23 protein-coding genes and 1 pseudogene are annotated in these 23,055 nt (G+C 71.3%); 12 read left to right on the top strand and 12 right to left on the bottom strand.

Features of this window, described 5'->3' with window-relative positions; all coding sequences use genetic code 11:
• The first annotated feature begins 33 nt into the window (after positions 1–33).
• The 3 genes from ACTOQ3_RS39740 to ACTOQ3_RS39730 all read left to right on the top strand — a co-directional run bounded on the left by ACTOQ3_RS39740 (position 34) and on the right by ACTOQ3_RS39730 (position 2,226).
• A complete protein-coding gene (locus ACTOQ3_RS39740; RefSeq protein ID WP_440088945.1) occupies positions 34–636 on the top strand; it encodes a TetR/AcrR family transcriptional regulator in 603 nt (200 codons plus the stop codon).
• 352 nt (positions 637–988) lie between these two features.
• On the top strand, positions 989–1,360 hold the full coding sequence (locus ACTOQ3_RS39735; RefSeq protein WP_440089004.1) for an AAA family ATPase: 372 nt from the start codon (positions 989–991) through the stop codon (positions 1,358–1,360).
• A gap of 206 nt (positions 1,361–1,566) precedes the next feature.
• Entirely contained in the window at positions 1,567–2,226 is a 660-nt protein-coding gene (locus tag ACTOQ3_RS39730; RefSeq protein ID WP_440088944.1) for a hypothetical protein, read from the top strand.
• Between the two features lie 65 nt (positions 2,227–2,291).
• Here the strand turns inward: ACTOQ3_RS39730 and ACTOQ3_RS39725 are convergent, their stop codons facing one another.
• Together ACTOQ3_RS39725 and ACTOQ3_RS39720 are read right to left on the bottom strand one after the other, a co-directional pair.
• Entirely contained in the window at positions 2,292–2,558 is a 267-nt protein-coding gene (locus tag ACTOQ3_RS39725) for a DUF1883 domain-containing protein (protein WP_440088943.1), read from the bottom strand.
• 80 nt (positions 2,559–2,638) lie between these two features.
• A complete protein-coding gene (locus ACTOQ3_RS39720; RefSeq protein WP_440088942.1) occupies positions 2,639–2,872 on the bottom strand; it encodes a hypothetical protein in 234 nt (77 codons plus the stop codon).
• A gap of 46 nt (positions 2,873–2,918) precedes the next feature.
• Here ACTOQ3_RS39720 and ACTOQ3_RS39715 point away from each other — a divergent pair, with 46 nt between their 5' ends.
• Both ACTOQ3_RS39715 and ACTOQ3_RS39710 read left to right on the top strand, forming a co-directional pair.
• Complete coding sequence (locus ACTOQ3_RS39715; RefSeq protein ID WP_440088940.1) at positions 2,919–3,272, top strand: hypothetical protein; 354 nt, start codon at positions 2,919–2,921, stop codon at positions 3,270–3,272.
• A 682-nt stretch (positions 3,273–3,954) separates the two neighbouring features.
• Complete coding sequence (locus ACTOQ3_RS39710; RefSeq protein WP_440089002.1) at positions 3,955–6,780, top strand: AAA family ATPase; 2,826 nt, start codon at positions 3,955–3,957, stop codon at positions 6,778–6,780.
• 145 nt (positions 6,781–6,925) lie between these two features.
• Here the strand turns inward: ACTOQ3_RS39710 and ACTOQ3_RS39705 are convergent, their stop codons facing one another.
• The 3 genes from ACTOQ3_RS39705 to ACTOQ3_RS39695 all read right to left on the bottom strand — a co-directional run bounded on the left by ACTOQ3_RS39705 (position 6,926) and on the right by ACTOQ3_RS39695 (position 8,973).
• Positions 6,926–8,287 (bottom strand): S1 family peptidase, encoded by a 1,362-nt coding sequence (locus ACTOQ3_RS39705; protein ID WP_440088939.1) that lies wholly within the window; start codon positions 8,285–8,287, stop codon positions 6,926–6,928.
• 235 nt (positions 8,288–8,522) lie between these two features.
• On the bottom strand, positions 8,523–8,684 hold the full coding sequence (locus ACTOQ3_RS39700) for a hypothetical protein (protein WP_440088938.1): 162 nt from the start codon (positions 8,682–8,684) through the stop codon (positions 8,523–8,525).
• A 58-nt stretch (positions 8,685–8,742) separates the two neighbouring features.
• Positions 8,743–8,973, bottom strand: coding sequence for a hypothetical protein (locus ACTOQ3_RS39695; RefSeq protein ID WP_440088937.1), 231 nt, complete (start codon positions 8,971–8,973; stop codon positions 8,743–8,745).
• Positions 8,974–9,104: 131 nt separating this feature from the next.
• Between ACTOQ3_RS39695 and ACTOQ3_RS39690 the strand changes: the two genes are divergently transcribed.
• Both ACTOQ3_RS39690 and ACTOQ3_RS39685 read left to right on the top strand, forming a co-directional pair.
• Positions 9,105–10,769, top strand: coding sequence for a hypothetical protein (locus tag ACTOQ3_RS39690; protein WP_440088936.1), 1,665 nt, complete (start codon positions 9,105–9,107; stop codon positions 10,767–10,769).
• A gap of 356 nt (positions 10,770–11,125) precedes the next feature.
• A complete protein-coding gene (locus ACTOQ3_RS39685) occupies positions 11,126–11,929 on the top strand; it encodes a phosphotransferase (protein WP_440088935.1) in 804 nt (267 codons plus the stop codon).
• Between the two features lie 288 nt (positions 11,930–12,217).
• On the opposite strand, the gene ACTOQ3_RS39680 is transcribed toward ACTOQ3_RS39685, so the two are convergent.
• Positions 12,218–12,391 (bottom strand): calcium-binding protein, encoded by a 174-nt coding sequence (locus tag ACTOQ3_RS39680; RefSeq protein WP_440088933.1) that lies wholly within the window; start codon positions 12,389–12,391, stop codon positions 12,218–12,220.
• Positions 12,392–12,782: 391 nt separating this feature from the next.
• Between ACTOQ3_RS39680 and ACTOQ3_RS39675 the strand changes: the two genes are divergently transcribed.
• The gene (locus tag ACTOQ3_RS39675; protein ID WP_440088932.1) at positions 12,783–13,145 is read left to right on the top strand and encodes a hypothetical protein; all 363 of its coding nucleotides are present in this window, start codon (positions 12,783–12,785) and stop codon (positions 13,143–13,145) included.
• Here ACTOQ3_RS39675 and ACTOQ3_RS39670 read toward each other — a convergent pair.
• Positions 13,142–13,528 carry a hypothetical protein gene (locus ACTOQ3_RS39670; protein ID WP_440088931.1) on the bottom strand — a complete coding sequence of 129 codons (387 nt, stop codon included), beginning with the start codon at positions 13,526–13,528 and terminating at the stop codon, positions 13,142–13,144. The two genes, ACTOQ3_RS39675 and ACTOQ3_RS39670, sit on opposite strands and share 4 nt — an antisense overlap.
• A gap of 155 nt (positions 13,529–13,683) precedes the next feature.
• Between ACTOQ3_RS39670 and ACTOQ3_RS39665 the strand changes: the two are divergent.
• Positions 13,684–14,082, top strand: a pseudogene (locus tag ACTOQ3_RS39665) (arsenate-mycothiol transferase ArsC); the annotation flags it as partial.
• A 593-nt stretch (positions 14,083–14,675) separates the two neighbouring features.
• Here the strand turns inward: ACTOQ3_RS39665 and ACTOQ3_RS39660 are convergent.
• The 3 genes from ACTOQ3_RS39660 to ACTOQ3_RS39650 form a co-directional block, all read right to left on the bottom strand.
• Positions 14,676–16,103: an MFS transporter gene (locus tag ACTOQ3_RS39660; RefSeq protein ID WP_440088930.1), complete on the bottom strand. Its 1,428-nt coding sequence runs from the start codon at positions 16,101–16,103 to the stop codon at positions 14,676–14,678.
• Positions 16,100–16,684, bottom strand: coding sequence for a TetR/AcrR family transcriptional regulator (locus ACTOQ3_RS39655; RefSeq protein WP_440089000.1), 585 nt, complete (start codon positions 16,682–16,684; stop codon positions 16,100–16,102). Before ACTOQ3_RS39655 ends, ACTOQ3_RS39660 begins: the two co-directional genes overlap by 4 nt.
• Positions 16,685–16,813: 129 nt before the next feature.
• Entirely contained in the window at positions 16,814–17,596 is a 783-nt protein-coding gene (locus ACTOQ3_RS39650; protein WP_440088928.1) for a cellulose binding domain-containing protein, read from the bottom strand.
• A 237-nt stretch (positions 17,597–17,833) separates the two neighbouring features.
• Here ACTOQ3_RS39650 and ACTOQ3_RS39645 point away from each other — a divergent pair, with 237 nt between their 5' ends.
• Positions 17,834–17,986: a hypothetical protein gene (locus tag ACTOQ3_RS39645; protein WP_440088927.1), complete on the top strand. Its 153-nt coding sequence runs from the start codon at positions 17,834–17,836 to the stop codon at positions 17,984–17,986.
• Positions 17,987–18,183: 197 nt separating this feature from the next.
• Here ACTOQ3_RS39645 and ACTOQ3_RS39640 read toward each other — a convergent pair whose 3' ends face one another.
• Entirely contained in the window at positions 18,184–19,149 is a 966-nt protein-coding gene (locus ACTOQ3_RS39640; RefSeq protein WP_440088925.1) for a helix-turn-helix transcriptional regulator, read from the bottom strand.
• 242 nt (positions 19,150–19,391) lie between these two features.
• On the opposite strand from ACTOQ3_RS39640, the gene ACTOQ3_RS39635 reads away from it, so the two are divergent.
• Positions 19,392–20,513 (top strand): epoxide hydrolase family protein, encoded by a 1,122-nt coding sequence (locus ACTOQ3_RS39635; RefSeq protein WP_440088923.1) that lies wholly within the window; start codon positions 19,392–19,394, stop codon positions 20,511–20,513.
• 347 nt (positions 20,514–20,860) lie between these two features.
• On the opposite strand, the gene ACTOQ3_RS39630 is transcribed toward ACTOQ3_RS39635, so the two are convergent.
• Positions 20,861–21,343, bottom strand: a complete 483-nt coding sequence (locus ACTOQ3_RS39630; RefSeq protein ID WP_440088921.1) for a hypothetical protein — start codon at positions 21,341–21,343, stop codon at positions 20,861–20,863.
• 168 nt (positions 21,344–21,511) lie between these two features.
• Between ACTOQ3_RS39630 and ACTOQ3_RS39625 the strand changes: the two genes are divergently transcribed.
• The coding region (locus tag ACTOQ3_RS39625; RefSeq protein WP_440088919.1) for an AfsR/SARP family transcriptional regulator at positions 21,512–23,055 on the top strand (1,544 nt) is incomplete at its 3' end.

Genomic DNA, 23,055 nt, shown 5'->3' with positions numbered 1-23,055 from the left:
GTTACGTAACTAAGTTATGATACTCTGAGCGATATGGCAAGGCCCAGAATCCGTGACTACGCAGAGCTCCGCCGTGACCTGGTCGACGCCGGTGGCCTGCTGTTGGCCGAGCAGGGGCCGTCGATGTTGAGCACCCGCCGAGTCGCCCGGCAGGCGGGCGTGTCCACCACGGCGGTCTACAATCTCTTCGGCGACAAAGCCGGCTTGGTACGCGAGATGTTCCTGTCGGGGTTCGAGCGTCTCGCCGAGGCCTTCGCCGCCGTACCACGCACCAACGATCCCGTCGCTGACCTGTTGGCCCTCGGCCACGCCTACCGCGCCACCGCTCTGGCCAACCCACATCTCTACGAGCTCATGTTCGGCCGGCCGGTCCCCGAGTTCCGGCCCGATACCGAGACCGCCGCACAGATCCAACCCACCTTCGACAGCTTGGTCACCGCCGTCACCCGCTGCGTGGAAGCAGGCTTGTTCGCGCCCGCCGAGCCGTACGACCTGGCCGTCCAGTTCAACGCCCTCGCCCATGGGCTGTGCAGCCTCGAACTGCGCGGCGCGCTCGGAGACCCCGCGCAAGGCCGCCGCCACTGGGACGAGGCCTTCGAGACGATGGTCCGCGGCCTGTCCGCCACTCACCCGTGATGCGGTACAGGGGCGAAACCCCCTCGTCAGTCCATTCCACGCCGCCCCGGTGCCCAGAACGGTCTCACCACGAGAGCCCCCGTAGCGATGAGGAAATTTTCAACGAAGTTGCATCTGACCTGCGATAACGCAGGAGCATCCGACTGGCGTCTCGGTTTGATCACGGTGCTGGTCATGACACCAAGGACTGTTCGTGACCCGGGTATCGGCCAGGGACTACGGCCGTTGCTTCGTATCGCCGGCTCCGGCGTCCGGCTCGGTGATGCTGGTGTCGTGGTCGCGGAGCATGCGCATGACGGTGGCCGGGGCCGACAGATCCTGCATCTGATGCAATTGGGCGGGGTCCCGCCACATCGGCCTGTGCTTCGGGCCGCCGGGTGTCGGCAAGACGCTGTCGGCCCGGCAGTACGCCCAACGGGACGAACTGGAGACGATGCTTCAAGCCTGGCGGACCAACTCCACCGCCGTCCGCGAGCGAACCGACCTGCACACCCTGCTCTACACTCCGACGGTCGCCAATTCTCCGCGCCTCATCGACAAGGACCTGGTCCGCCTCGGTGAGCACCTGGCCGTCGTCCGTCTGCAGCCACTGGGCGGCGCTCGGGCTCACCCTGTCCGCCGACGACTTCACCGACGCCGAAGCCATCGCCGCCGTCCACCGCATCACCAGCGGCAACTTCCGGCTCGTGCAACGGCTCTTCGCTCAGATCGCTCGCACTCTTGACATCAACACCCTAAAGATGATCACCAAGGAAGTCGTGGAGACCGCTCGCGAGTCCCTCGTCATCGGCATACCGTGATCAACGCTAAATAGCGCTGATAGTTCACCGCCACCGAGCGCCCAAGGTCACAGCCGAGCAGGCGAAACCTGCGTCCGGCCAGTGTGCGACTCCGGCACGTTATCCGGTACATCACCATCGGCGTGGTCCGGTGAGCCCGGCCGCGCGGAAGGTGTCCGCGCTGCGCGGCGGCGGCGTCGATCTGGCCGCGGCCGCCGACGCGTTCCTGTCGACACCACGCCTGGCCAACCCCAACACCCACCGCGCCTACGCCGGCGCCATCGACCGCACCGTTGCCGTGCTCGGCGCGGACCGGTCGCCGGCCGAGATCTCCGGCGATGAGGTCGGCGACGCGCTCACCCGGCTGCGGGGAACGTGCGCGCCGGCGACCTGGAATCGCAACCGCGCCGCGGTCTCCTCCTGGCTCACCCGGTGCCAGACCAAAAAACGCTGGGCCGCCCCATCGGTCCCCGCCGACCTCGATCGCCGCCGGGAAACCCCCGACGAGACCAAGGGCGTCGCCAAGACCACCATCCACCGGCTCCTGTCACGCCGGGACGTCCCGCTGCGGGAGAAGACCCTGTGGCGAATGCTGTACGAAACCGCGGCCAGGGCCTCGGAGATTCTCGCCCTCGACGTCGAAGACCTCGACCTGCGCCAGCTGCGCCACTCAGCGGCCACCCACCTGGGCGACGCCGAGGTACCGCTGCAGCTCATCATGGGCAAAACCCGGCACAGGAACCTCCGCGCCGCCATGCGCCACGTCAAACCCATCACCGAAAACCTCGCCCCACCCCGCCGACGTCACTGACGTCCGCAGTCCGTCATCCAGCCCAGCGGGCTGCAGAGTCACGGGCCCTCGTCCCTGATCACCGGTCAGTCGTCGAAGAGCTGGACGACGGTGACGTTCTTGACCCGGTCGTAGCTGTCGACGATCAGGTACCAGTAGTCGTCGTAGGGCACCTCCAGGCTGATGGGGCTGTAGTCGTAGAAGCCGCCGTGATATTGGTAGGCATCCTCATCGAGGTACGCCTGGTATTCATCGCTGTCCATGAGGCAGACCCGGGCGGTCGAGCCGCGCCAGTCCACCTCGAAGATGGCGCCGGCCCCGGTTTCTCCGAGGTCCCAGTACAGATGCCTCACACATCGTTTGTAGCTGGCCACGTACGGGGCGGGAAGCCGCGTCCCGGAAACGGCAGCGTGGTCACCCGCCGGTCTGCGAATCAGCGATCGCGTGGTTCTGCTCTGCGGGCGGCGAGCTGGTCGTTGGCGGCGGCCTCCATGCTGGTCAAGCGCGCGTGGACTTCGCCGAACTGTTCGTCCAGGCGCGTACGCGGCTGCTCCAGCGCGGTGGGGGCCGGAGCCGGGTGGACGTGCACCGTGGGTCGGAGGTGGATGCCGCGCAAGGCGAACACCGACAGCACGCCCCGGTACAGGACGGTAATACCGGCGACCAAGGAGCAGATCGTCCGGGCAGCCGTCGAGGTACTCGACGGCGAGGGCGTGAACGGGCTGAACATCCGCCGTTTGGGCACACACCTCGGGTCGGCCGCATCGGCGGTGTACTACCACGTCAAGAGTAAGGACAAGCTGGTGGTCCTCGCCGCCGACCACGTGTTCGGCGAGATCCCGCTGCCCGGCACCGCCTTCGGGTGGCGAGAAACCGCCGCGTCGCTGGCGCGTGGAGCGTATGCCATGGTCGTGCGGCACTACTGGTTGATCCCGGCGATGAGCACGCACCTCATCTACGGCCCCGGCAAGGCCCGCTTCGACGAACAATCCCGACGATCTACTAGTCGGCGGGGTTCACCCAAGCCGGGGCCGACCAGGCAGCCGCTACCGTGCTCATGTTCGTGATCGGCGCCGCGCAGGGCCACGCGGCACAGGCGGCCTGGCAGGCGCACCTCCGACGAAACCGGGAGCTCTGGGCCGTCACCGGCGCGAGCCCGGCCTCGAGGTGCCCGGTCTGCTCCGGCCAGATCGTCCTGGCATCGACCGGCCGCCCACCGCGCTACTGCGGCACCCCTTGCCGGAAGGTGACCCATCAATCAGGAGTCCGAGTGGCGGCTCACCGGAGCTATAGGAGTTCCAGGCCTTCATGGTCATAGTTGCGGGCGCATGGCCGTGGTTAAAGTGCCGTCATGCGTGTCGGCCCTCCTGACCCCGGCGGTGACATGGCTCTCCGGCAAGTCCTGCACATTCGCCACCTCGGCCATGGCCCGGGGACTCATGAATTCCGGATGACCGTCGACGAAAAGGGAGACCGCCCGGCGAGTTCTTCGTCATAGGCGAGTCAGGCTCGCAGCGGCGTCACGCACGCACCCGGACAGGGCGCACCTCGACGACGAGTTCGGCGTGGAAGCCGGTCGGCGGCTCGAAGCCGCACATCTCGCGATGACGCGGGGACACGCCCTGCCCGGGTGACGGCGGGGCGGCCGCCGCTCCGGCCCGCACGGCCGGTCGGCCGAGATCGGACGGTGCAAGCGGAAGGGCTCGCCGGGCCCGGCCGGAATCGCATGAGGCATTCGGGGTGATCGAGATGATGGGGTACGCGCTGTCCGAGGTGGAAGGCCGCGCCCGCGAACTGGCCGCCCTCGACCGTTTCCTGACCTCGCTGCCCGACGGCGCCGCGGCCCTCGTCCTGGCCGGCGACGCAGGCATCGGCAAGACCACGGTATGGAACCATGGCGTCGCCCGCGCCGGTGCCCTCGGTCACCGCGTCCTGTCCTGCCGGCCCGCCGAGGCCGAGACCATACTGACGCTCAGCGCGCTGGCCGACCTGCTTCACGGCGTGCTTGAGGACGCGGGCGACATGCTTCCGCCGCTCCAGGCACAGGCTCTGGAGGTGGCGCTCCTCCATCGGACGGAGGCCGAGGGGCCACCGCTGGCCGCGCGTGCCCTCGGCGCCGCCGCGCTGTCGGCGGTGCGGGCCCTGGCGCGGAAGGGTCCCGTGCTGCTGGCGATCGACGACGTGCAGTGGCTGGACGAGGCCAGCGCACAGACGATCGCCTATGTGGTGCGCCGCCTGACGGAGGAGCCCGTGGGCCTGCTCGTGGCGATGCGGGCCAGGCCTCCGGCCGCCGCACCGCTGGGGCTGGCTCAGGCGCTGCCCGCCTCCCGCGTCGGCATGATGTGGCTGGGATCCCTCGGCCTGGGCGCGCTGCGCCGGATGCTGCTGCGGCACACCGGTGAGGAGTGGAGCATGCCGGCGCTCCGCCGCCTCCACCAGGCCTCGGGAGGCAACCCGCTGTACGCCCTGGAGATCGTACGGTCCCTTCGCCGCACCGGCGCCTACCCGGGGCCCGGTGAACCGCTTCCCGTTCCCGAGTCGGTGGCGAAGCTGATGGGTGAGCGGATACGTGCGCTGGGCGAACCCGTCGTCGACGTGCTGCTGCATGTCGCCCTGCTGGCGCACCCGACGGTTACGACGGTGCGGGCGGCGATCGGGGTGCCGGAAGGGCGGCTGTCCTCCCTGACGGTGGCGGAGGAGTCCGGCGTGATCGAGGTCCGGCAGGGCCGGATCGGTTTCACCCACCCGCTGCTGGCCTCCGCCGTCCGCGCGGTGACCTCGTCCGAGCGTCACCGGCGGGTACGACGGCGGCTGGCCGAGGTGGTCTCCGATGTGGAACAGCAGGGCCGGCACCTGGCGCTGTGCGAAGACGGGCCGGACGAGAAGGTCGCGGCACTGCTGGAACAGGGGGCTACCGGCGCCTGGCACCGGGGAAGTCCGGCGGCCGCCGCGGAACTGTGGAACCTGGCGGCGGCCCGTACCCCGCCGGGCGATGTGGACGGTGCCCATCGGCGGACGGTCGCCGAGGCGCGGTGCCTGCTCGCCGCCGGTGACGCCGCTCGCGCCCGTCGCGTGCTGGAGGCGGTGGTGGCGGCCCGGCCGCCGGACCCGCTGCGGTCCCGGGCGCTGCTGCGGCTCGCCGAGGTCGTCTTCTACGAGGGCGGCACGGTCGAGGCGGGCCGGCTGTGCCGGCGCGCGCTGGTCGGTGCCACCGGCCACCCGGACCTGCAGGCGGAGCTGCACCTACGCCGGGCCTGGTTCAGCACCCACGACGCGACCGAGCAGCTGGCCGCCGCCGAGGCCGCCGCCGAGGTGCTTCAGCGGCCGGGGGCGTGTCCGGAGCCCGTGTTGCTGTCGTGCGCCTTGTCCGTACGGGCGATGTACCGGCTCACCAACGGCCTGGGCATCGCCCATCGCGATCTCGAGCGCGCCGCCCGCCTGCTGCCGGCGCAGCCGTCGCGGCACTGGGCCGAGACGTGGAGCCGGCAGAGCCTGGGGGCGTGGGCCAAATGCGTGGATCCGGCCGAGGCGCGCAAGCGCTTCGCGGTCGAGCTCAGCCTGGCCACCGAGTCCGGTGACGAACCCGCGGTCGGGCACGCGCTGATGCACCTCGCCGAGATCGACTGCTGGCTGGGGGACTGGCCGCGGGCCCGTCAGGAGGCGCGGCGGTCCATCGAGGTGATCGAACTGACCGGCCAACGGCGCTGGCTCGGCTTCGGCCGATACGCCCTGGCCCTGGTCGACGCGCATCTCGGTCGCGTCCGTGAGGCCGAGGCCGCCGCCCGGAATGCGTTGGAGCAGGCCGGGGAGTCCGGCGACCCGTACGTGGCCGCCCTGCTGCGGCAGGTCCTCGGCTTCGTCGCGCTGTCCGCGGCGGATCTCGAGCGGGCCGACCATCACCTGAGCCAGGCGGACGGACTGGTCGGCGCCATGAAGATCAAGGAACCGGCGCGCTACATGTTCCACGGCGACCAGATCGAGGCCGCGGCCGCCACCGGCCGGACGGCGCGGGCGCGCAAGCTGCTCGCGCGGCTGCGGAACCGCGCCGAGGTCGCGCCGCGTCCCTGGCTGCTGGCGATCCTGCCCCGTAGCGAGGCGGTCGTCGCCGCGGCCGAGGGCGACCTGGACCGGGCGGCCCGCGCCGCGCAGCGGGCCTTGGACGCATGCGCCGCCCTGCCGATGCCCTTCGAACGCGGGCGCGCCCTGCTGGTGTACGGCAAGGTCCTGCGGGCGAGCAAGCAGAAGATTTCGGCCAGGGACGTGCTGACCCAGGCCGAGCAGACCTTCGACGAGCTGGGTGCGCCGCTGTGGTCCGCGCAGGCGGCGGCCGAACTGCGCAGGTGCGGGCAGCGCCGGGTGCCCGATCGCCAGCTGACGCCCACCGAGCAGGAGATCCACCGGCTGGTCGCGTCCGGCCTGACCAACCGTGAGGTGGCCGGACGGATGTTCATCAGCGCCAAGACCGTCGAGGCCAACCTCACCCGCATCTACCGCAAGCTCGGCGTGCGCAACCGCAGCGAGCTGGCGGGGCTCGGTACACGACCCGAGGCCGCCGGCAGCTCCCGCGCCGACTGAGCCGATGCTCCCCGTAGCAGACCGGGGGCGGCGGGCGGACGTTCACGCGGTCGTGGCCGGGGTCCCGTCCGTTCAGGGGACTCCGGCCACGACCTCCCCCGGGCCCGGACAAGCGCTCCGGCGCGGGGGATCGGGAGACCTGGGGCTAGCCGAACTGCACCTTCACGCCGAACTGGTTCTCCGCCCGCTCGATCGGGCTGAAGAACACGTCGAGGGTGACCGGGTCATACCCGTGATGAACGCCTAATGCCTGGTTGAGCACGTACCAGGGGCCTCCGCTGTCGCCCGGCAGGCTGGCCGCCCCCGAGACGCCCACCATGTTCGAAGCGGTCTTCGTGCAGCCGCCGCAGCCGCCCCACGCGAACTGGATGCTCACGCTCGGGTTGTTGATCGCGCCGCAGGTGGTTCCGCTGGTCCGCCCGAAGTGGCAGACGTAGGCCCCCGACATGTAGCCGGAACTGGCGATGCGGGACGTCACGGTGCGTCGTGTGCTGAAGGTGTCCCAGAACTCGGGGACGTCGTCGTGGCCCGTGGTGGTGTGCCACTCCACCTCTCCGTTGGCGCCGATGTGCTCGCTGACGAACGGCGCGGAGAAGGTCGAGACGACCCCGCCGACGGAGTTGTTCTGATCCATCTGGTTGATGCCCTCGCAGTGCGCGGCGGTGAGCACGCCCTCGGCCTGGTCGCTGGTGCGCCGGACGACGAAGGCCGAGGTGCACGCGTAGGCGCCACCGCTGCGGAGGATCGACCCTCCGTACCCGGTGCTGGGAACGGTCAGCCTGGCCCCGGGAGCGAGTTCCTCGATGGAGAAGTCGGAATCCCGCAGGGCGAGCCGGCCTCCGGCCACGCGGGCGGTCAGCTTGTCCTGCAGTGCCCGCCCGCGCAGGTCCGGCTGTTCCCGCTGAAGCGCGAGTGTGAGTCCGATGCGCTGCGTCACCAGGTCGAAGTCCGAGCGGACTTGCGTGAAGCCCAGGTCCTTGGCCGCCGCGTGCAGCGCGTTCTGCCGGGCGACCATCTCGTCGAACGAGTACTTCATCCCGCCGGTCAACTCGACCTCGGGAATGGTGCCGGCCCGCACCGAGTCCGGAATCCGGCCCTTGAAGTAGAGGGTGGCCGGCCTGTTCGCGGTGAAGTCGAACCGGCCTCCGGCGTACGACTGCGCCCGGACGTCCTCGGGCAGCGACTCCACGAGTTTCGTGATCCTCTGCTGGATGGTCAGCCGCCGCTTGGCCTCGGAGACCGAGACCTTCGCCAGGCCCGCGACGGCCGTGGCGTCCCGCTCCAGGGCCTCCTCGGGGGTGGTGAGGGCGCCGTCGTCAGGTGGGGAGGTCTCCGCGGTCACGTCGGGGGCGACATTGGAAACGGGGGGCGGGTCGGCGTGCGCGGGCAGTGCCGGCAGGGCCAGCAGGCTCCCGATGACCAGGAGACCAGCCGCGGCCGTGCGCGGCGTGGCGCGCCGGGCGCCGCTTGTGGCCCGCCCGGTTCTCACGCCTGATGCGAGTCGCATCCGTCGTCCTCCAGTTGCTCGATCGGCGCGCCCGGCCCGCTGCCGGGGCGCTTCCAGGAGCAACGATGGCGTTGGGCCCACCCCCGAGTAATCGGGGAAATCCCTATCGAATGCGGCAGATCGGACAGCGACTCGCTACGGCTCCAGAATCTTGTTCCATGGCGATGTACGTCTCGCTCGGCCAGGGCCGTTACCGGGCCACGGAGCACGCTCAGGGACTGTGGGATCCACGGCATCAGCACATGGGAGCGGTCACCGCGCTGCTGGTGCACGAACTCGACCGCGTCCCGAGCCGCCTCCCCGGCCTTCCGGCGGCCTCACGGTCGAGGCGTACGTCGAGCCCTTCGGTGAAGAGAGTCGAGACCAGAAGGTCGTGCAGGTAGGTCGGTGACTGCATGGCCGCCTCTCGAAGGAGGGGACGTCTCGCGAGACGCCCCCTCCTGGTGGAGGGTGGATTACGGGGTGCCGGGCCTGATTCTGACGTAGAAGGCGTCGGAGGGGTTGTTCTGCACTCCTCCTTCGCGGGTTCCCCTGGTGAACACGCGATAGCGGGCGTAGAAGGCCCCCAGGTCACGACCGGCGGCCTGGTTGTGGAGTCCGCTCGTGTTCGAGTCCTGCGCCGCGACCGCGGGTGGCGCGGGCGGCTCCTCCCCCAACCGGACGTCACCGACCTTGAACGTCCGCACGGTGAGGCCCTCCGAGAACGCGCTCTCTCGACCGGGGCGGGGTGTACTTGATCACGGTTCAGTGTCGTGCGATCGGCCGATCTTGACGTGGGAGCACCCATAAGACGTTATTAGAACATATGTTCCCATTCATGCAGGAGGTCCTCGTGCGCCATCCGCTGGTTCGCCGATTAGCCGCTCACTGCGGCGCCGCCGGCCTGCTCACCAGCCTGCTCACCGGCCTGCTCACCGTCGCGGCCCCCGCCGCCTCGGCGGCCGACACCACGACCGACCTCGGGGTGACCTTCGGCTCCTATGCCGCCGACCTGGCCGTCGGCGGCGGCCGGGTGTTCGTCGCCGCCGAGGACCGGATCATCGTGGCCGACACCGGCGGAAACCTCACCGGCGGCGTCGTCACCGGCCTGTCCGACATCCGCGAACTGGCCATGAACGCGGACGACACCCGCCTGTACGCGGCGCTCACCGGTTCGAACGAGGTGGCCGAGATCGACACCGCGAGCCTCGCCGTCACCCGGCGGATCGACCTGTCGGCCCACCCGTGCCCGCAAACCCTGGCGCTGCTGGGCGAGCGGTTGTGGGTGGGGCACGGGTGCGACGACGGCCATGGCGGCGTCGTCGGCCTGGATCTGGGCGCGGCCGCACCGGCGCCGGTGGCGGTCGGGGGCGAGCACCTGAGCGCTCCCGTGCTCGCGGCCGGCGGCGACACGCTCGTGGTCGGCCGGACCGGCCTGCACCACGCCGACATGCTGGTCTACGACGTCGGCGGCGGCACCCCGGAGCTGCGCGGCACGATCGACGGGAGGAAGTGGCGCATGGACTACCTGCGCGACCTCGCCCTGACCTCCGACGGCACCACCCTGTTCGCCGCGGCCGACGCCCCCGGGCACTTCTCCAGGTACGACACCACGACCCTGGCCGCGACCGGCACCTACGGCGACGGCTGGGACGGGTATCCGTCGGCCGTGGCGCTCGGCGCGGGCGGCGCCTACGTCGCCGCGGGACGCCAGTGGGGCAGCACCGACCTCACGCTCTACGACGCCGCGACCGGCGCGGCGATGTTCGCGGCCGACCAGCCGGACGCCGAAACGCTCCCGGACGGCGTCGCGTTCTCCGGCCCGGACGTCTTCGTGCTGCTGCGGAGCTCCGCGGGCCGGCTGCTGCTGTGGCGGGTGACGGGCGTCGCGCTGCCGGCGTCCGATCTGACGGTGACGGCCCCGGCGCGCGCGTGGGCCGGCTCGCCGGTCACCGTCGAGGGGCGGCTCACCCGCGCCGACGGCAAGGCGCTCGGGCTCAAGCCGCTCGCGGTGACCCGGCGCCTGCCCGACGGGAGGAAAAAGCAGATCACCGGCGTGACGACGCAGAAGAACGGCACGTTCACCTTCGAGGACACGCCGCCGGACATCGGCGAGGTGACCTACTTCGTGTTCTGGGACGGCGACGACCGCTACCGCCGAAGCAGCGCCTCCGCCACCGTGATGGTCAGGCACGTGTCCACCCTCACCATGGAAGGACCGCAGTCAGGCGTCGTCGGCACGGCCATGGAGCTGACCGGCGTGCTGACGGCGGGTGGCGAGCCGCCATCGCCGGGGGCCACGCTCACCGTGCAGCGCAGCGTGTACGTCGACAACGTCAGCGGCGGAAGCGTCAAGCTGCCGCCGGTGAGCGTGAACGCCGACGGCACGTACACGTTCACCGACACGCCCGCCATCGCCGGCAGGTACAGCTACCTCGCGTTGTGGTCGGGGGATGCCACGGCCGGGCCGGCCAAGGCCGTCTATCAGATCATGGTCGAGTGACCTGACGGCCGTGCCCGGCCGTCGGGCCGGGCACGGTCACCCACAGCTGAACCCCGGCTTCTACGACACCTTCGTCAGCGCAGGTCAGACGGTGCCTCGTTGGAAATCTCCTCATTGCTACCGGAACCCCTACCTGGTGACACAACTCTTCACGACACCCCGACTTCGCTTTCTCCTCGGGTGGGCCGAGAACGTGCCGGCATCGCCTTCCGCCGCATCTTCATCCACACCGGCATCGAGTCTTGCCGCTCACCGACTCCCAGCGCCACCCGCGTCACCGCCTGCCTCGTACCCGGGGCCCGACCGGCGACTCAAGATGATCTCGTTGCTGCGGTTTTGGCCCCGATACTGGGACGATGCGCGAGAACACAGGCCTGCATGGCGACGTGCCGCTGTCCGGCGGGCGGATGACCGGCGGGGTCACCCGGCGTGGTCACGTGGTGCGGCGGCCGATGGGGCCGTGGTCGCCGGCGGTGCACGAGCTGTTGCGGCACCTGGAGGCCGTCGGGTTCGACGGGGCGCCGCGGGTGCTGGGCACCGAAGGGGACACCGAGGTGCTGAGTTTCCTGGAGGGAGAGGTGGCCTCCGATCCGGAGTGGGAGCCGGGCCGGGGCGCCCGGCTTCCCTCCTGCGCCCGAAGTGAGGAGGGCTTGGCGGCGGTCGGCCGGCTGCTGGCCCGCTTGCACCGTGCCGTCGGTGGGTTCGTCCCGTCCGAGACCGGCTACCGGTTCCGGCCGCACCCGCGCGGCCGGGAACAGATCGTCTCACACGGCGACCTGGGGCCGTGGAACACCGTCTACCGCGGCGATCTGCCGGTGGCGTTCATCGACTGGGACGCGGCCGGGCCGATCGAGCCGGTCACCGAGCTGGCCGCGGCAGCCTGGGCGTTCCTGCCGATCGCCCGTCCAGGGCAGCTGCGTGAGTCCGGGTTCGATCCACTGCCCGACCTGGCGTCCCGGCTGCGGATCCTGGTCGACGCCTATGGCCTGACGGACCGCCTGGCGATCCTGCCGGCACTGCGAAGGACGAAGCTGGAGCAGGCCGGGCAGGTGGCCGACTGGCCGATCGGCCCGGCGGACTCCGCCGTGTCGCTGGAGTTCTTCGCAGCCGAGCTGCGGCTCTTGGAGGAACTGCTGCCGGAGTTCCAGCGGGCGTTGTAGAGGCACGGACGAGAGCGATCATTGCCCCCGTCCCGCGGGCTTCCTTCAAGGCGACCGGGGATGTTGGGTTGGGTCGGACCGGGGCACCCTGCCGTGACCACTCCCGGCGGGTTTCCCCGTCCGATCCAATACGGGGTGTCGGCAAGACTCGCACCATCAGCCCCAAGCCAGGCGTTCGCGCAGCTCAGCCGACCTGAGCCAAAAGGACGGAACATGCGTTCCCGAAAAGGCCGGGCGTCCCATCGGACGCCCGGCCCGCCACCGGCCCGCTCCCGCGAGGCCGGTCGCTCAGAACTCGCAGTTCTCCTCGGTCTCGCCGGTGCAGGTGTCGGTGTCGGCGCCGCCGTCGGTCGTGTCGTTGCCGCCACGGCCGTTCAGGAAGTCGTCGCCGGTGCCGCCGACGAGGACGTCGCGGCCGCGGCCGCCCCAGAGGGTGTCGTTGCCGGCCGAATCGCTTCCCACGCGCCGCAAGAAGCTCAGTCCGCATAAGCCCAAAACCCGCAGTCGATCGTGCATGGGATCGCATTCCCGCTGTTCGGAGGTTGGAGGGAAGGCGCGGGAACGCGCCAGACGGATCGAGTCCTATATATCGGATAAAGGGTCGTTATCACGTACATCGCCGACATCATGGCACCGTTGACCGGCAGCGGCGCTAAGACGGCGGCCGCGCGACCCGGTCACATCGTCCAGTACTAGTTAAGAGGCCCGCTCACCGCTTGTGCCGCGGGCCTGCGTGAAAATTTCAGCCTCGACGTGCGCGGATGCCTGCCCGCGCCCCCGGCGCTGGTCGGTCCGACCTGCCCGGTCTTATGGTGACAATCTCGAACCTCCGGCCTCCCGCGAGAGGGACACCATGGCACTCAGCGTTCGTCATCCTGCCCGGGTTCTGCGCCTCGTCCTCGTCATCGCCTTGACGCTGACCGCCGGCGCGGTGCTGTTCGCTCCCACCGCCCTCGCCGCCACCTATCGCTCGGCCACCTCCTCGGGCTGGGGCCCCAGCCCGAATGCGGGAAGGGCGGCCGCCGAAGGCAACGCCCGCGCCGCGCTGAACCAGCAGGCCGCCGCGGCGGGCGAGGTCTGCTCAGGCGTGTCCGTCACCACCAGGCACCTCTACACCGCGCCCGACGGTTCGGCGTGGATCTATGAGGCGACCGCGTCGGGCAATTGCGTGGTCCCGCTGCTCACGTCGCCGCTGTCGCGCGCCGAGACCCGTTAGGGCGGCACGAGCCCATACGGGGTGCCACCGAAACACGGCAGAGACACGGGGCTGAGGAACAGCGGAACAGCCATCGGCGATGAGAAAAAACTTGCTGCCTGTGTGGCCGTGAGCTGCTCGGCGACGACGTAGGGGTCGGTCGCCTCCCACGCCACCTCAGTCCAGGAGGCGTTCTCGGCGACGTCGACGGCCGCACGGCAGGCCGGGACGCCATGCTCGCGAGGCCGGTCTCCCATCGACTCCCAGCACGAGGCGCAGCGCACGAACGCCACCTTCTCGGCCATCGCCGGGTCGGTGTCAGCCACGGCCGCCTGCCCACCTGCGGACGAGTCGGCGGTGTTGACGAGTGCGATGGCGACCGGGCCGGTGAAGACCACGCGCATGAACGAGGGGGTCCGGCGGCGAGGCCGGGTGGGTCACGGCGGCGGGCACCGCCGGTGGCGGTGTCGATGACCGAGACGGTGTCGGCGCCCCTGGAGGCTCTCAGCGCCGCCACGACCGTCGCTGCGCCCAGGGTGGTGTTCGGTGCACCCGCAACGGCGCCCGCTCACCGCTGGGCGCCGCGCTGTGGGCGGCCCGCAGCCACATCCCGGTCACCTCCGCCGGAACCCACCCCGGCCCCTACCTCAACCCGCGAGCCGTCAGCACCGCCCGCCGCCACGGCCTGCACCTGGGCCGCTCTCACACCGCCCACATCCGCGACGTGCTCGACCCCGGCGACCTGGTCGTCGCCGTCTGCGACAAGGCCTATGAGGAACTGGGCCCCGACCCCCGGCGCGTGCACTGGTCGGTTCCCGATCCCGGGCCGATCGACACCGACGAGATCTTCGAAGATCTCATGTCCCAGCTCACCGAGCGCGTCGACCGGCTGACCGCCCTGACCGCCACCCCGGCGGCGCCGCCCCGAGATGGCGGCCCTCACTCCCCGGCGCCGTAGAGCCCGCCATGATCCGTGCGCGGCGAGCCTCACCATTTTCGCCGAGCGGTGCGCCATGGCGGCGTGCCTGCGCCGCTTTCGCAGACAAGGACCCGTACGCCATGGATCCGATCTTGCACTTGCAGGACCTGCACCTGCGTCTCGGTGACCGGTTCATCGCCCGGGGGCGCACCTGCGGGTCCGGCGCGGTCAGATCGCGGCTGTGACCGGCCCGAGCGGCAGCGGCAACCGAACCCCGCCGGTGATTCGGGCACGCGCCCACGCCACACCACGGCCCCCCACCGAGACGGTCGCTCCACCGAGCCGGGCCGCAGAGGCCCGCAACGCGCGCTGCTCGTCCTCACGCGGCCGGACGACCCGCCGTGGGCCGCTGGCTGCTGTGGCCGGTGACCCACATCCGGGATGTCCGCACCGAGTTCCCGGTCAAGCGGATTTTGCCTCTCAGCCGTGCGTGTTCTCAAAAGTCGTGACCGTCTCCATTGCCGAGGACACGATCTTCTCGCAAGCCGGGTGACCCGCGCAGATCGGCTTACTTCGGGGTTAGGGACACGTTCGGGGGAGGCCGTCACAGGTGACGCGGCAGCCCGCCGCCGCTACCGGCGGGCGGCGTGAGAGGGCAGCCTGGCCGCCGCCGGGACGCCGAGCGCGGCGACGGCGGCGAGAAGCAGCAGCGTGGGCCCCATCGCGCCGCCGAAGGCCGCGGCCGTCCACCGCGGTCCCCCGCCACCGGCGTGTCCGGCGGCCAGGCCGGGCGCGATGAGCGTGATCGACGTGGTGGCCAGGGCGATGCCCAGCGCCGGGCCGATGTTCATGACGGTCTGCTTCAGTCCGCCGGACACGCCCGCGTCGTCGGCGGATGCCTGCTGCACGACGACGGCCGTCGCCGTGACCATCACCGTGCTGAAGCCGGCGCCCAGCATGAGGAACGCCCCCGTCATCACCGGCGAGGCCGCCGGCCGGTCCGCGCCGGCCAACAGCAGCATTCCCAAGCTGACCAGGGCCATCGCCGCCAGGGCCGTCCGTCGGGGACCCTGCCGGCGCAGGAGCACGGCGGCGACCGGCGCGCCGACCACCATCATCACCGCCGGCGGCAGCATGCGCAGCCCGGCCTGCAGCGGGTCCAGCGCCAGGACCTCCTGCAGGAAGTAGCTGCCGACGAACAGTGCCCCGAACATCGCCGCGGCGGCTGTCAGCAGGACCGCCAGCGCCGCGGTCAGCGTCCCCGACGCGAGCACGTGCCGGGGTACCAGCGGGTGGGCGGCGATCCGCTGGTGCCGGACGAACGCGCCGCCCGCCGCGACGGCCGCGGTCAGGCTGAGCGCGGTGCCCGCGGTCCATCCCGCGCGCGGTGCCTCTGCCAGGGTGTGGATCAGGCACGCCAGGGCCGCGGCCAGCAGGCAGGCGCCGGTCAGGCCGAGCCGGCCGGCACCGACACCGGTGCCGGTGCCGGTGCCGCGCGGTGCCGGTGCGCGGACGGCCAGAGCCGCCACGCCGATCGCGAGCGCGGGGGCGATGTTCAGGAGGAACACCGAACGCCAGCCGAAGTGGGCGGTCAGCGCGCCGCCGAGGAGCGGGCCGACGGCGGCCGCCAGGCCGATGGCGCTGTTGCGCACCGCGATGGCCATCGGGAGCCGGTCGGGCGGGAACGCGGCGCGGAGCATCCCGAGGGTGGCCGGTTGCAGCAGCGCGCCGAAAAGTCCTTGGGCGACGCGCAGGCCGATGACCCAGCCGATGCCGGGTGCCAGCGCGATCGCCGCCGAGGTGGCGGCGAAGCCCAGGGTCCCGGCGGCGAAGACCTCCCGGTGACCGTAGCGGTCGCCGAGCCTGCCGGCGAGGACGAGCAGGGCGGCCACGGCGATGAGATAGCCGGTACTGGTCCACTGGACCTGCGCGAACGAGGCGTGCAGGTCCCGTTGCATGGCGGGCTGGGCGATGGTGAGCACGGTTCCGTCGAGAGCGACGATGGCCGCCCCCGTGACGCTGCCGGCCAGCGTGAGGTGGCGGTGACGTCCCGGTCTCACCGCGGTTCCGGCCCGAGGTGCGCCTCCAGCGCGGCCCGCAGCAGCGATTCGAGCTCGGTCGATCCGGTGGTCAGCTGCAGGCTGCCCCAGGCCCACAGCTGGGCGATGCCGTGCGCGTTCGCCCACAGCACGCCCGCGGCGATCCGCGGGTCCACGCCCGGCCGCAGGCCTGCCCGGGTCAGCAGATCCACCACGACGTGGAACAGCGGCAGGCTGGCTTCCCGCAGGCCCAGATGGTTGCTCTCGAGCAGGTCGTGGCGGAACATCAGCTCATACATGCCGCGGTTGGCCAGCGCGAAGCCGAGATATGCCCGGCCCAGCGTCGTCAACTGCGCGCGCGGATCCGCCCGGCCGTCGTCCAGCGCCCGGACGACCTCGGCGCCCAGGGCCGCGAAGCCCTCCCGCGCGATGGCGGAGAGCAGTTCCAGGTGGGTGGGGAAATAGCGGCGCGGTGCGCCGTGCGAGACTCCGGCCCGACGGGCGATCTCACGCAGTGACAGCGCCTGCGTCCCCTCTCGGGTCACCAAATCCACGCCGACCTCTACCAGGCGGGCCCGCAGCCCGGCGTCCTCCTCGCGCATAGACACTGTCTACCAGCGTCCAGTAGACAGTGTCTACCCACCCGTGGATCGACGGGACGCCCCCATGCCCGCTTCTGGGGGCACCGCCTCTCTCAACAGGGCGGTGCGGCGCTGCGGGCGGCGGGTGCGCTAGTCGTTGTCCTGCTCGACGGCCTCCCACAGGAAGGCGCTGCTGCCGGTGATCTGGCTGCTGCGGGAGTCGAACGTCGCCGAGCCGTTCACCGCGTCGTCGTCCTCGGCCGCCGTCACGGTGAGAGGTTGAGGGACGTCCCAGTTGTCCGGGGTGAAGGTCAGCGGCGGTCCGGCGGACAGGTCCGTGTCGCCGTAGACCCGCGCGGTGCCCACGATGACGTTGCCCGGGGGCCGCTGGCTGAGCCGTACCTGGACGCTCGCCGTGCCGCCCTCGGGCACCGTGAGGTCGGAGGGGGAGATGAGGATCCGCAGCCGCGGGGGTGAGGGCGAGGGGCTGGGTGAAGGGGTGGGACTCGGCACCAGCTTGACCGTGCACGGCACGCCGTTGAGGGCGAAGTCCGTCGGCGGCGGGTTGCTGCCGGTCCAGGTTCCGTTGAAGCCGATGTTGAAGGTCCTTCCGGAACTGATCGATCCGCCCCACGCGGGGTTTCTGGCGGTGACCCGCTGGCCGCTCTGGCTCCACTGCGCGCTGAAGCCACCGGTGATCCGCTGGGTGCTCGGGAAGGTGAAGGTCAGCGCCCAGCCCGTGAGCGGGTCTCCGGTGTTGGTGATGTCGATGAAGGCGGTGAAGCCGCCCGACGAGGTGCCCCAGGTGTGCGAGGTATAGGTCACAGCGCAACCGACCGCCGCGTCGGCCGAGGTTGCCGTGCCGCCTATGACGGCCCCGGCCGCGAGCAGCGCGGTGGCCGCGGCCGACGTCAGAACCCTGTTCCGTGACAAGCCCTTACCGAGTTTCACTAATGACCGACCTCCCGTTGAGACACCCCGTTGGCCGCCGCCCGTCTGCGTCGGCGGTTTCAGGTTCGGACGGTTCTCGGAGGATGTACAGACACCGTCGTCGCCCGTACGGTCACCGCCTCCTCTGAGCCCGTGCGAGACCTGGGGAAGAGCCTTCGAGACCTCGGGAAACGCCGCCCTCGTCCCCGCCGTCCAGGCGGGGGCGGCAGGCGGAACCGGATGAAAGATTCACGCGGCGCCGGCGGGCCGCCGGTGACGATCAGCACGTCCTCGCCGCGTCCCAGCACCGGCTGGAGCCGCACCACGACCACCGACATCACCACGGCGTCGAGCACCGTCACCCACCAGGGCCACGACGGCAAGAGAAAGTAGAACAGCCAGGACGCCGGCGCGATGTACAGCGCCACCCGCAGCCGTCGCACGTCCCGGTCCAACCCACTTTCGATCAGGGCTTTGGCCGGCTCGCCGCCCTTTCGGCGCCCGTCTCGTCCGTCCACCCGGGCCGCCGACCTCCCGGAGGTCGGCGGCCGGATCCCGCGGGTGGAGGCGCGTCGCCGGATGCGCACCGGTCATCCGGCGGATGGGCCGAGCGCGTGGCCGATGCGCGCGTGCAGCGTTCCGAAGCGCTCGACGAGCTCGGCCGGTTCGTGGACGGTGAACTCGAAGCCGAGCAGGGTCACGTGCAGGGCGAGCCCGTCGAGGGAGTCCGAGCCGACCCACAGGGTGCAGCTGCGCTCGTCGACCGCTTCGATCACCCCTGTTTCGGCCGACACCCGTTCGGCCACCCGTGCCGCCGGGGCGTACATGGTGAACCGCGCCCGGTGGCGATATCGGCCGACGCCCACGGCCCAGGACGCGTACCCGCCGATGTCGTCGGCGGGCGGCTCGCGGGGACTGAACCGGGGACCGGCCGGGGTCCGGGTCCGCAGCCGGTCGACCCGGAAGGTCCGCCAGTCCGCCCGGTCGAGGTCGTAGGCCACCAGGTACCAGCGGTGGCCGGCGTGGACGAGCTTGTACGGCTCGACCGTTCGGGTGCTCTCGGTGCCGTCATGGCTGCGGTAGTCCATGCGCAGCCGCTGGTGGTCGCGGCAGGCCGCGGCGATCGTGGTCAGCGCCTCGGCCGAGACGACCGCGCCCGGCCGGTGCTGGGCCACGATGGCCGCGTCCAGCGTCGCGACCCGGTATCGCAGCCGGGGAGGCAGGACCTGTTCCAGTTTCGCCAGAACCCGCATCGACGTCTCCTCGATCCCGGCCACCGTACCGTTGGCCGCGGTGCGCAACCCCACCGCGACCGCGACGGCCTCCTCGTCGTCGAGCAGCAGCGGTGGCATGGCGGCCCCGGCACCCAGCCGGTATCCGCCGACGTTCCCGATCGTGGCGTGCACCGGATAGCCGAGCTCGCGCAGCCGATCGATGTCACGGCGCACGGTGCGCACCGTCACCCCCAGCCGCTCGGCCAGCTGCGGACCGGTCCAGTCCCGGCGCTGCTGCAACAACGACAACAGCCGGAGCAACCGGGCGGACGTCTCAAGCATGCCCCCATTGTGCATCGCAACGAGGACAGTAGCTGACCTCGTTGGCTGACATGATCGTCTCAGTGACCGCCGCCGACCGGAGCAGACGCCGGACGGCGTGGTGCCGGCGGGTCCTTCGCCCGGAACACCGGTCACGGGTCTTCAGGCGGGTTCGCGACCGGGCCCAGCGACGCGAACACGCCCAGTCAGGGCACCACCCCGCGCACGCGGCCGAGCGCTTCGTGCCGACACAGAGGAGTCGTGTGTTGAACAGCGAGATCAAGCCGTTCCAGGTCCACATTCCGCAATCCGAGCTGGACGATCTGCAGCGGCGCCTGTCCGCCGTTCGCTGGCCCGGCCAGATTCCGGACGTCGGCTGGAGCCGCGGCGTGCCGGTGGATCATCTGAAGGAACTGACCGAGTACTGGACCACGACATACGACTGGCGCGCGACGGAGAAGCGGCTCAACCGGCACCCGCAGTTCACCACCCGGATCGACGGGCTGGACCTGCACTTCATGCACGTCCGCTCACCCCACCCGCAGGCGTTCCCGCTGATCCTCGCGCACGGCTGGCCCGGGTCGATCGCGGAGTTCCTGGATGTGATCGAGCCGCTGACCGACCCCGACGACCCGGCCGACGCCTTCCACCTCGTGATTCCCTCGCACCCGAACTTCGGGTTCACCGGGCCGGCCGCGGCGGGCTGGGACGCGCGCCGCATCGCCACCGCCTACGCCGAGCTGATGTCCAGGCTCGGCTACGACAGGTACGGGGCGCAAGGCGGCGACTTCGGCTCGATCATCGTGCCCGACCTCGGGCGGGTGGACCCCGAACACGTCGCCGGTGTGCACGTCAACGCGGCCACCGTCGGGTTCATCCCTCTCGGCGACGTGCCCGCGGACACGGTCCTCACCGACGCCGAGCAGGCCAGGCTCGACCGGATGAACCAGTTCCTCTCCGACGGCAACGGCTACTTCCAGATCCAGGCCACCCGCCCGCACACGCTCGGCTTCGCCCTGGCCGACTCCCCGGTCGGCCAGCTCGCCTGGATCGGCGAGAAGTTCCACGACTGGTCCCACCCCGCGGGCTCGATCGGAGCCGACCACGTCATCACCCACGCGATGATCTACTGGCTGACCAACACCGGCACGTCCTCGGCCCAGATGTACTACGAGTCCATGCACACCGGCAACTGGCCCACGCCTTCCCAGGTGCCCACCGGCGTGGCCAACTTCGCCGAGGACATCGCGATCCGCTCCTTCGCCGAACCACTCAACAACATCACCCGCTGGACCGAGTACGACCGCGGCGGGCACTTCGCCGCGCTTGAGGTTCCCGACTTGTTCGTGGACGAGCTGCGCACCTTCTTCCGTACCATCCGCTGAACATCCGGCCACCGTGTCCCGGCTGGAGCTTCGACCGGGAACGCCCTGCTCCTCCTGAAGGAGGAGCAGGGCGTTCCTCGCATTGCGGGAGCAGTCCCCGAGACGCATCAGACCTCGTCGTGCGGAATGTCGGCGAACTTCTCCGGGACCAGGTAGCGGGTGGACTCGCCGGCCCGCAGCACGGTCGGCGGCAGGCCGATCTCGGTGTCGAGGCTTCCGTGGGTGGCGGCGGTTTTCCGCGCAGGTGCGGGGCCATCGGCGGCATGGCCTCGTCGACGACGGCCGCGCCGCCGATGCTCTTGCCGCGCTGCCCCGCGGCGGCAGCGCGGCCTCGGCTCCGAGGGCGGTTACAGAGCGGTCATCTCAAGGCTGACCACGTACGAGTACGCCGTCTGCTCGGTCCCGGTGAGGGTCCTCGTGATGGTCCTGGTGGCGCCCGTGGCGAGCCCGGCGCACGTGCTGCCGAGGGCGGTCACCGTGCCGAGCAGGTCGCCCTGCCCCCAGGCCGGGCCGTCGGTCTCGCGCAGCTCGAAGGCCACGTCCTGGGTGCTCTGGATGATCGAGGTCGGGTCTTCGAAGTCGCCGGGATCCCCGTCGCCACCGGCGTTCATGCCGAAGTAGTTGGCGTTGAGCGTGGGGAACAGGTTCCCACCGACCAGGAACCGGACCTCGTCCCGGCCGTCCCGGTCGGCTACGTTGCCGGCGTCGATGTCGTACAGTTCCACGCGGCACGAGCCGGCCATGGCGGCCGCCGGGGTCGCGGCCAGCGCCATCGGCGCCACCAGACCTCCGGCCAGGGCGAGTGCGGCGATCACCTTACGAGAATGCATGCTGCTCCTCCTGGAGACGCTGACGCTTCGCGACCGTCGCGAAACGCGGCATCAGAGTCGCGGACGCGGCGTGAGCACATCGTGAGATCACAGGTCAACGGCATAGAGCACACGATCTCCGTGCCTTCTGACACAGCCGGGCGGCAGGCACGCGCCTACCGTCCTCGTATGGGAGACTCCTTCAGCCTGCTGCTGCTCGGCACGCCCGAGCTGGCTGTCGGGGGAAGGCCGGTGCGGATCCGTTCCGCCAAGACCCGGGCGCTCCTGTGCTACCTCGCCACCACGCCGGGGGCGCGCTCGCGGGCCGAGCTCGCGGGGCTGCTGTGGGGCGAGCGTCCCGACGCCAACGCCAGGGGCAGCCTTCGGCTGGCACTGTCGGAGCTGCGCAGGGACGTGGGCGGCTGGCTCGACATCACCCGCGACCACGTCGGCTTGCGCGCCGGCGACGGCTGCTTCGTGGACTACCGGCAGCTCACCCGGGACCCGACGGTGGCGGGGGCGCTCCGGTTGTGGCGCGGGGAGTTCCTGGACGGTCTCTCCTTCGGGGACGCGCCCGCGTTCGCCGGGTGGCTGGAGTGCGAGCGGCGGCGGGCCCGGCTGGTGCTGCGCGAGCTGCTCGTGCGCGCCGGGCCCGCCGCCTGCGAACACGTCGTGCGGCTGGCCAGGATCGTGACGGAGCTGGACCCGTACGACGAGGAGGCCCACCGGGTGCTGATCGCCTCCCTGGCCGGGTCCGGGAACCGGGCCGCGGCCCTGGCCTGCTACGAGGAGCTGCGCCTGCGGCTGGCGCGCGAGCTGGGCGTCGATCCCGCACCCGAGACCCGCGCGCTCCGCCGGGACCTCACGCCCCGGCCCGCGACCGTCCGCCGGGCCGACCCGCCGGTCCCCGGGGCGGAGCTGGTCGGCCGCGAGTCCGACATTCGCCGCCTGCGTGCCCTGCTGTCCCGGGAACGCCTGATCACCCTGTCGGGCCCGGGCGGCATCGGCAAGACCCGCCTGGCCATCGCCGCGGCGGAGGCCGGGGACCGAGATGCCGCGTCCCTCTCCCCCGCGAGGACCTCCACGGGGACCTCCACGGGGACCGGGAGGCACGACGCCGACTCCCCTTCCTCCGCGAAGCCCGGTGAGCACGACACCACGTTCCCCTCCGCGACGGATGTCGCGTTCGTGTCTTTTGTCGGGGTACGGGCGGAGGCGGCCGTGACGACGCTCGCACGCCGGCTCGGCGTGGACCTCTCCCCGCCGCGGCCCGCCGCCGAGCTGCTGCTCGCCGCCCTCGCCGGTCGCTCGACGCTGCTGGTGCTCGACAATCTCGAACATCTGCCGTCCTTCGACGGGGTGATCGCGGAGATCCTGCGGGTGGCGCCGGGCCTGCGGGTGCTGGCGACCAGCCGGCGGCGGCTGGACGTGCCCGGACAGGTGATCGTCCCGGTGGAGGGGCTCGCCGAGCCGGCCGCCGAGGCGTTGTTCGTCGCGCGGGCGCTCAAGGCCCGGCCGGGGTTCGACCCCGAGCGCGAGGCCCCGCTGGTGGCCGCGATCTGCGCCGCGACCGGCGGGCTGCCGTTGGCGATCGAGCTGGCGGCCGGCCTGCTGCGTGCCGTGCCGTGCGCCGACCTGGCCGAACGTCTGGGCGTGGACACGGGGCTGCTGTCCACGACCGGGCCCGCCGCACGGCCCAGGCACGCGAGCATGCGTACGGTCTTCGAGACGTC

The organism is Streptosporangium sp. LJ11, assembly GCF_051918945.1.
GTDB lineage: Bacteria > Actinomycetota > Actinomycetes > Streptosporangiales > Streptosporangiaceae > Streptosporangium.
The sequence above is the reverse complement of the archived record's forward strand: the minus strand, read 5'-3'. Positions and strand labels throughout refer to the sequence as shown.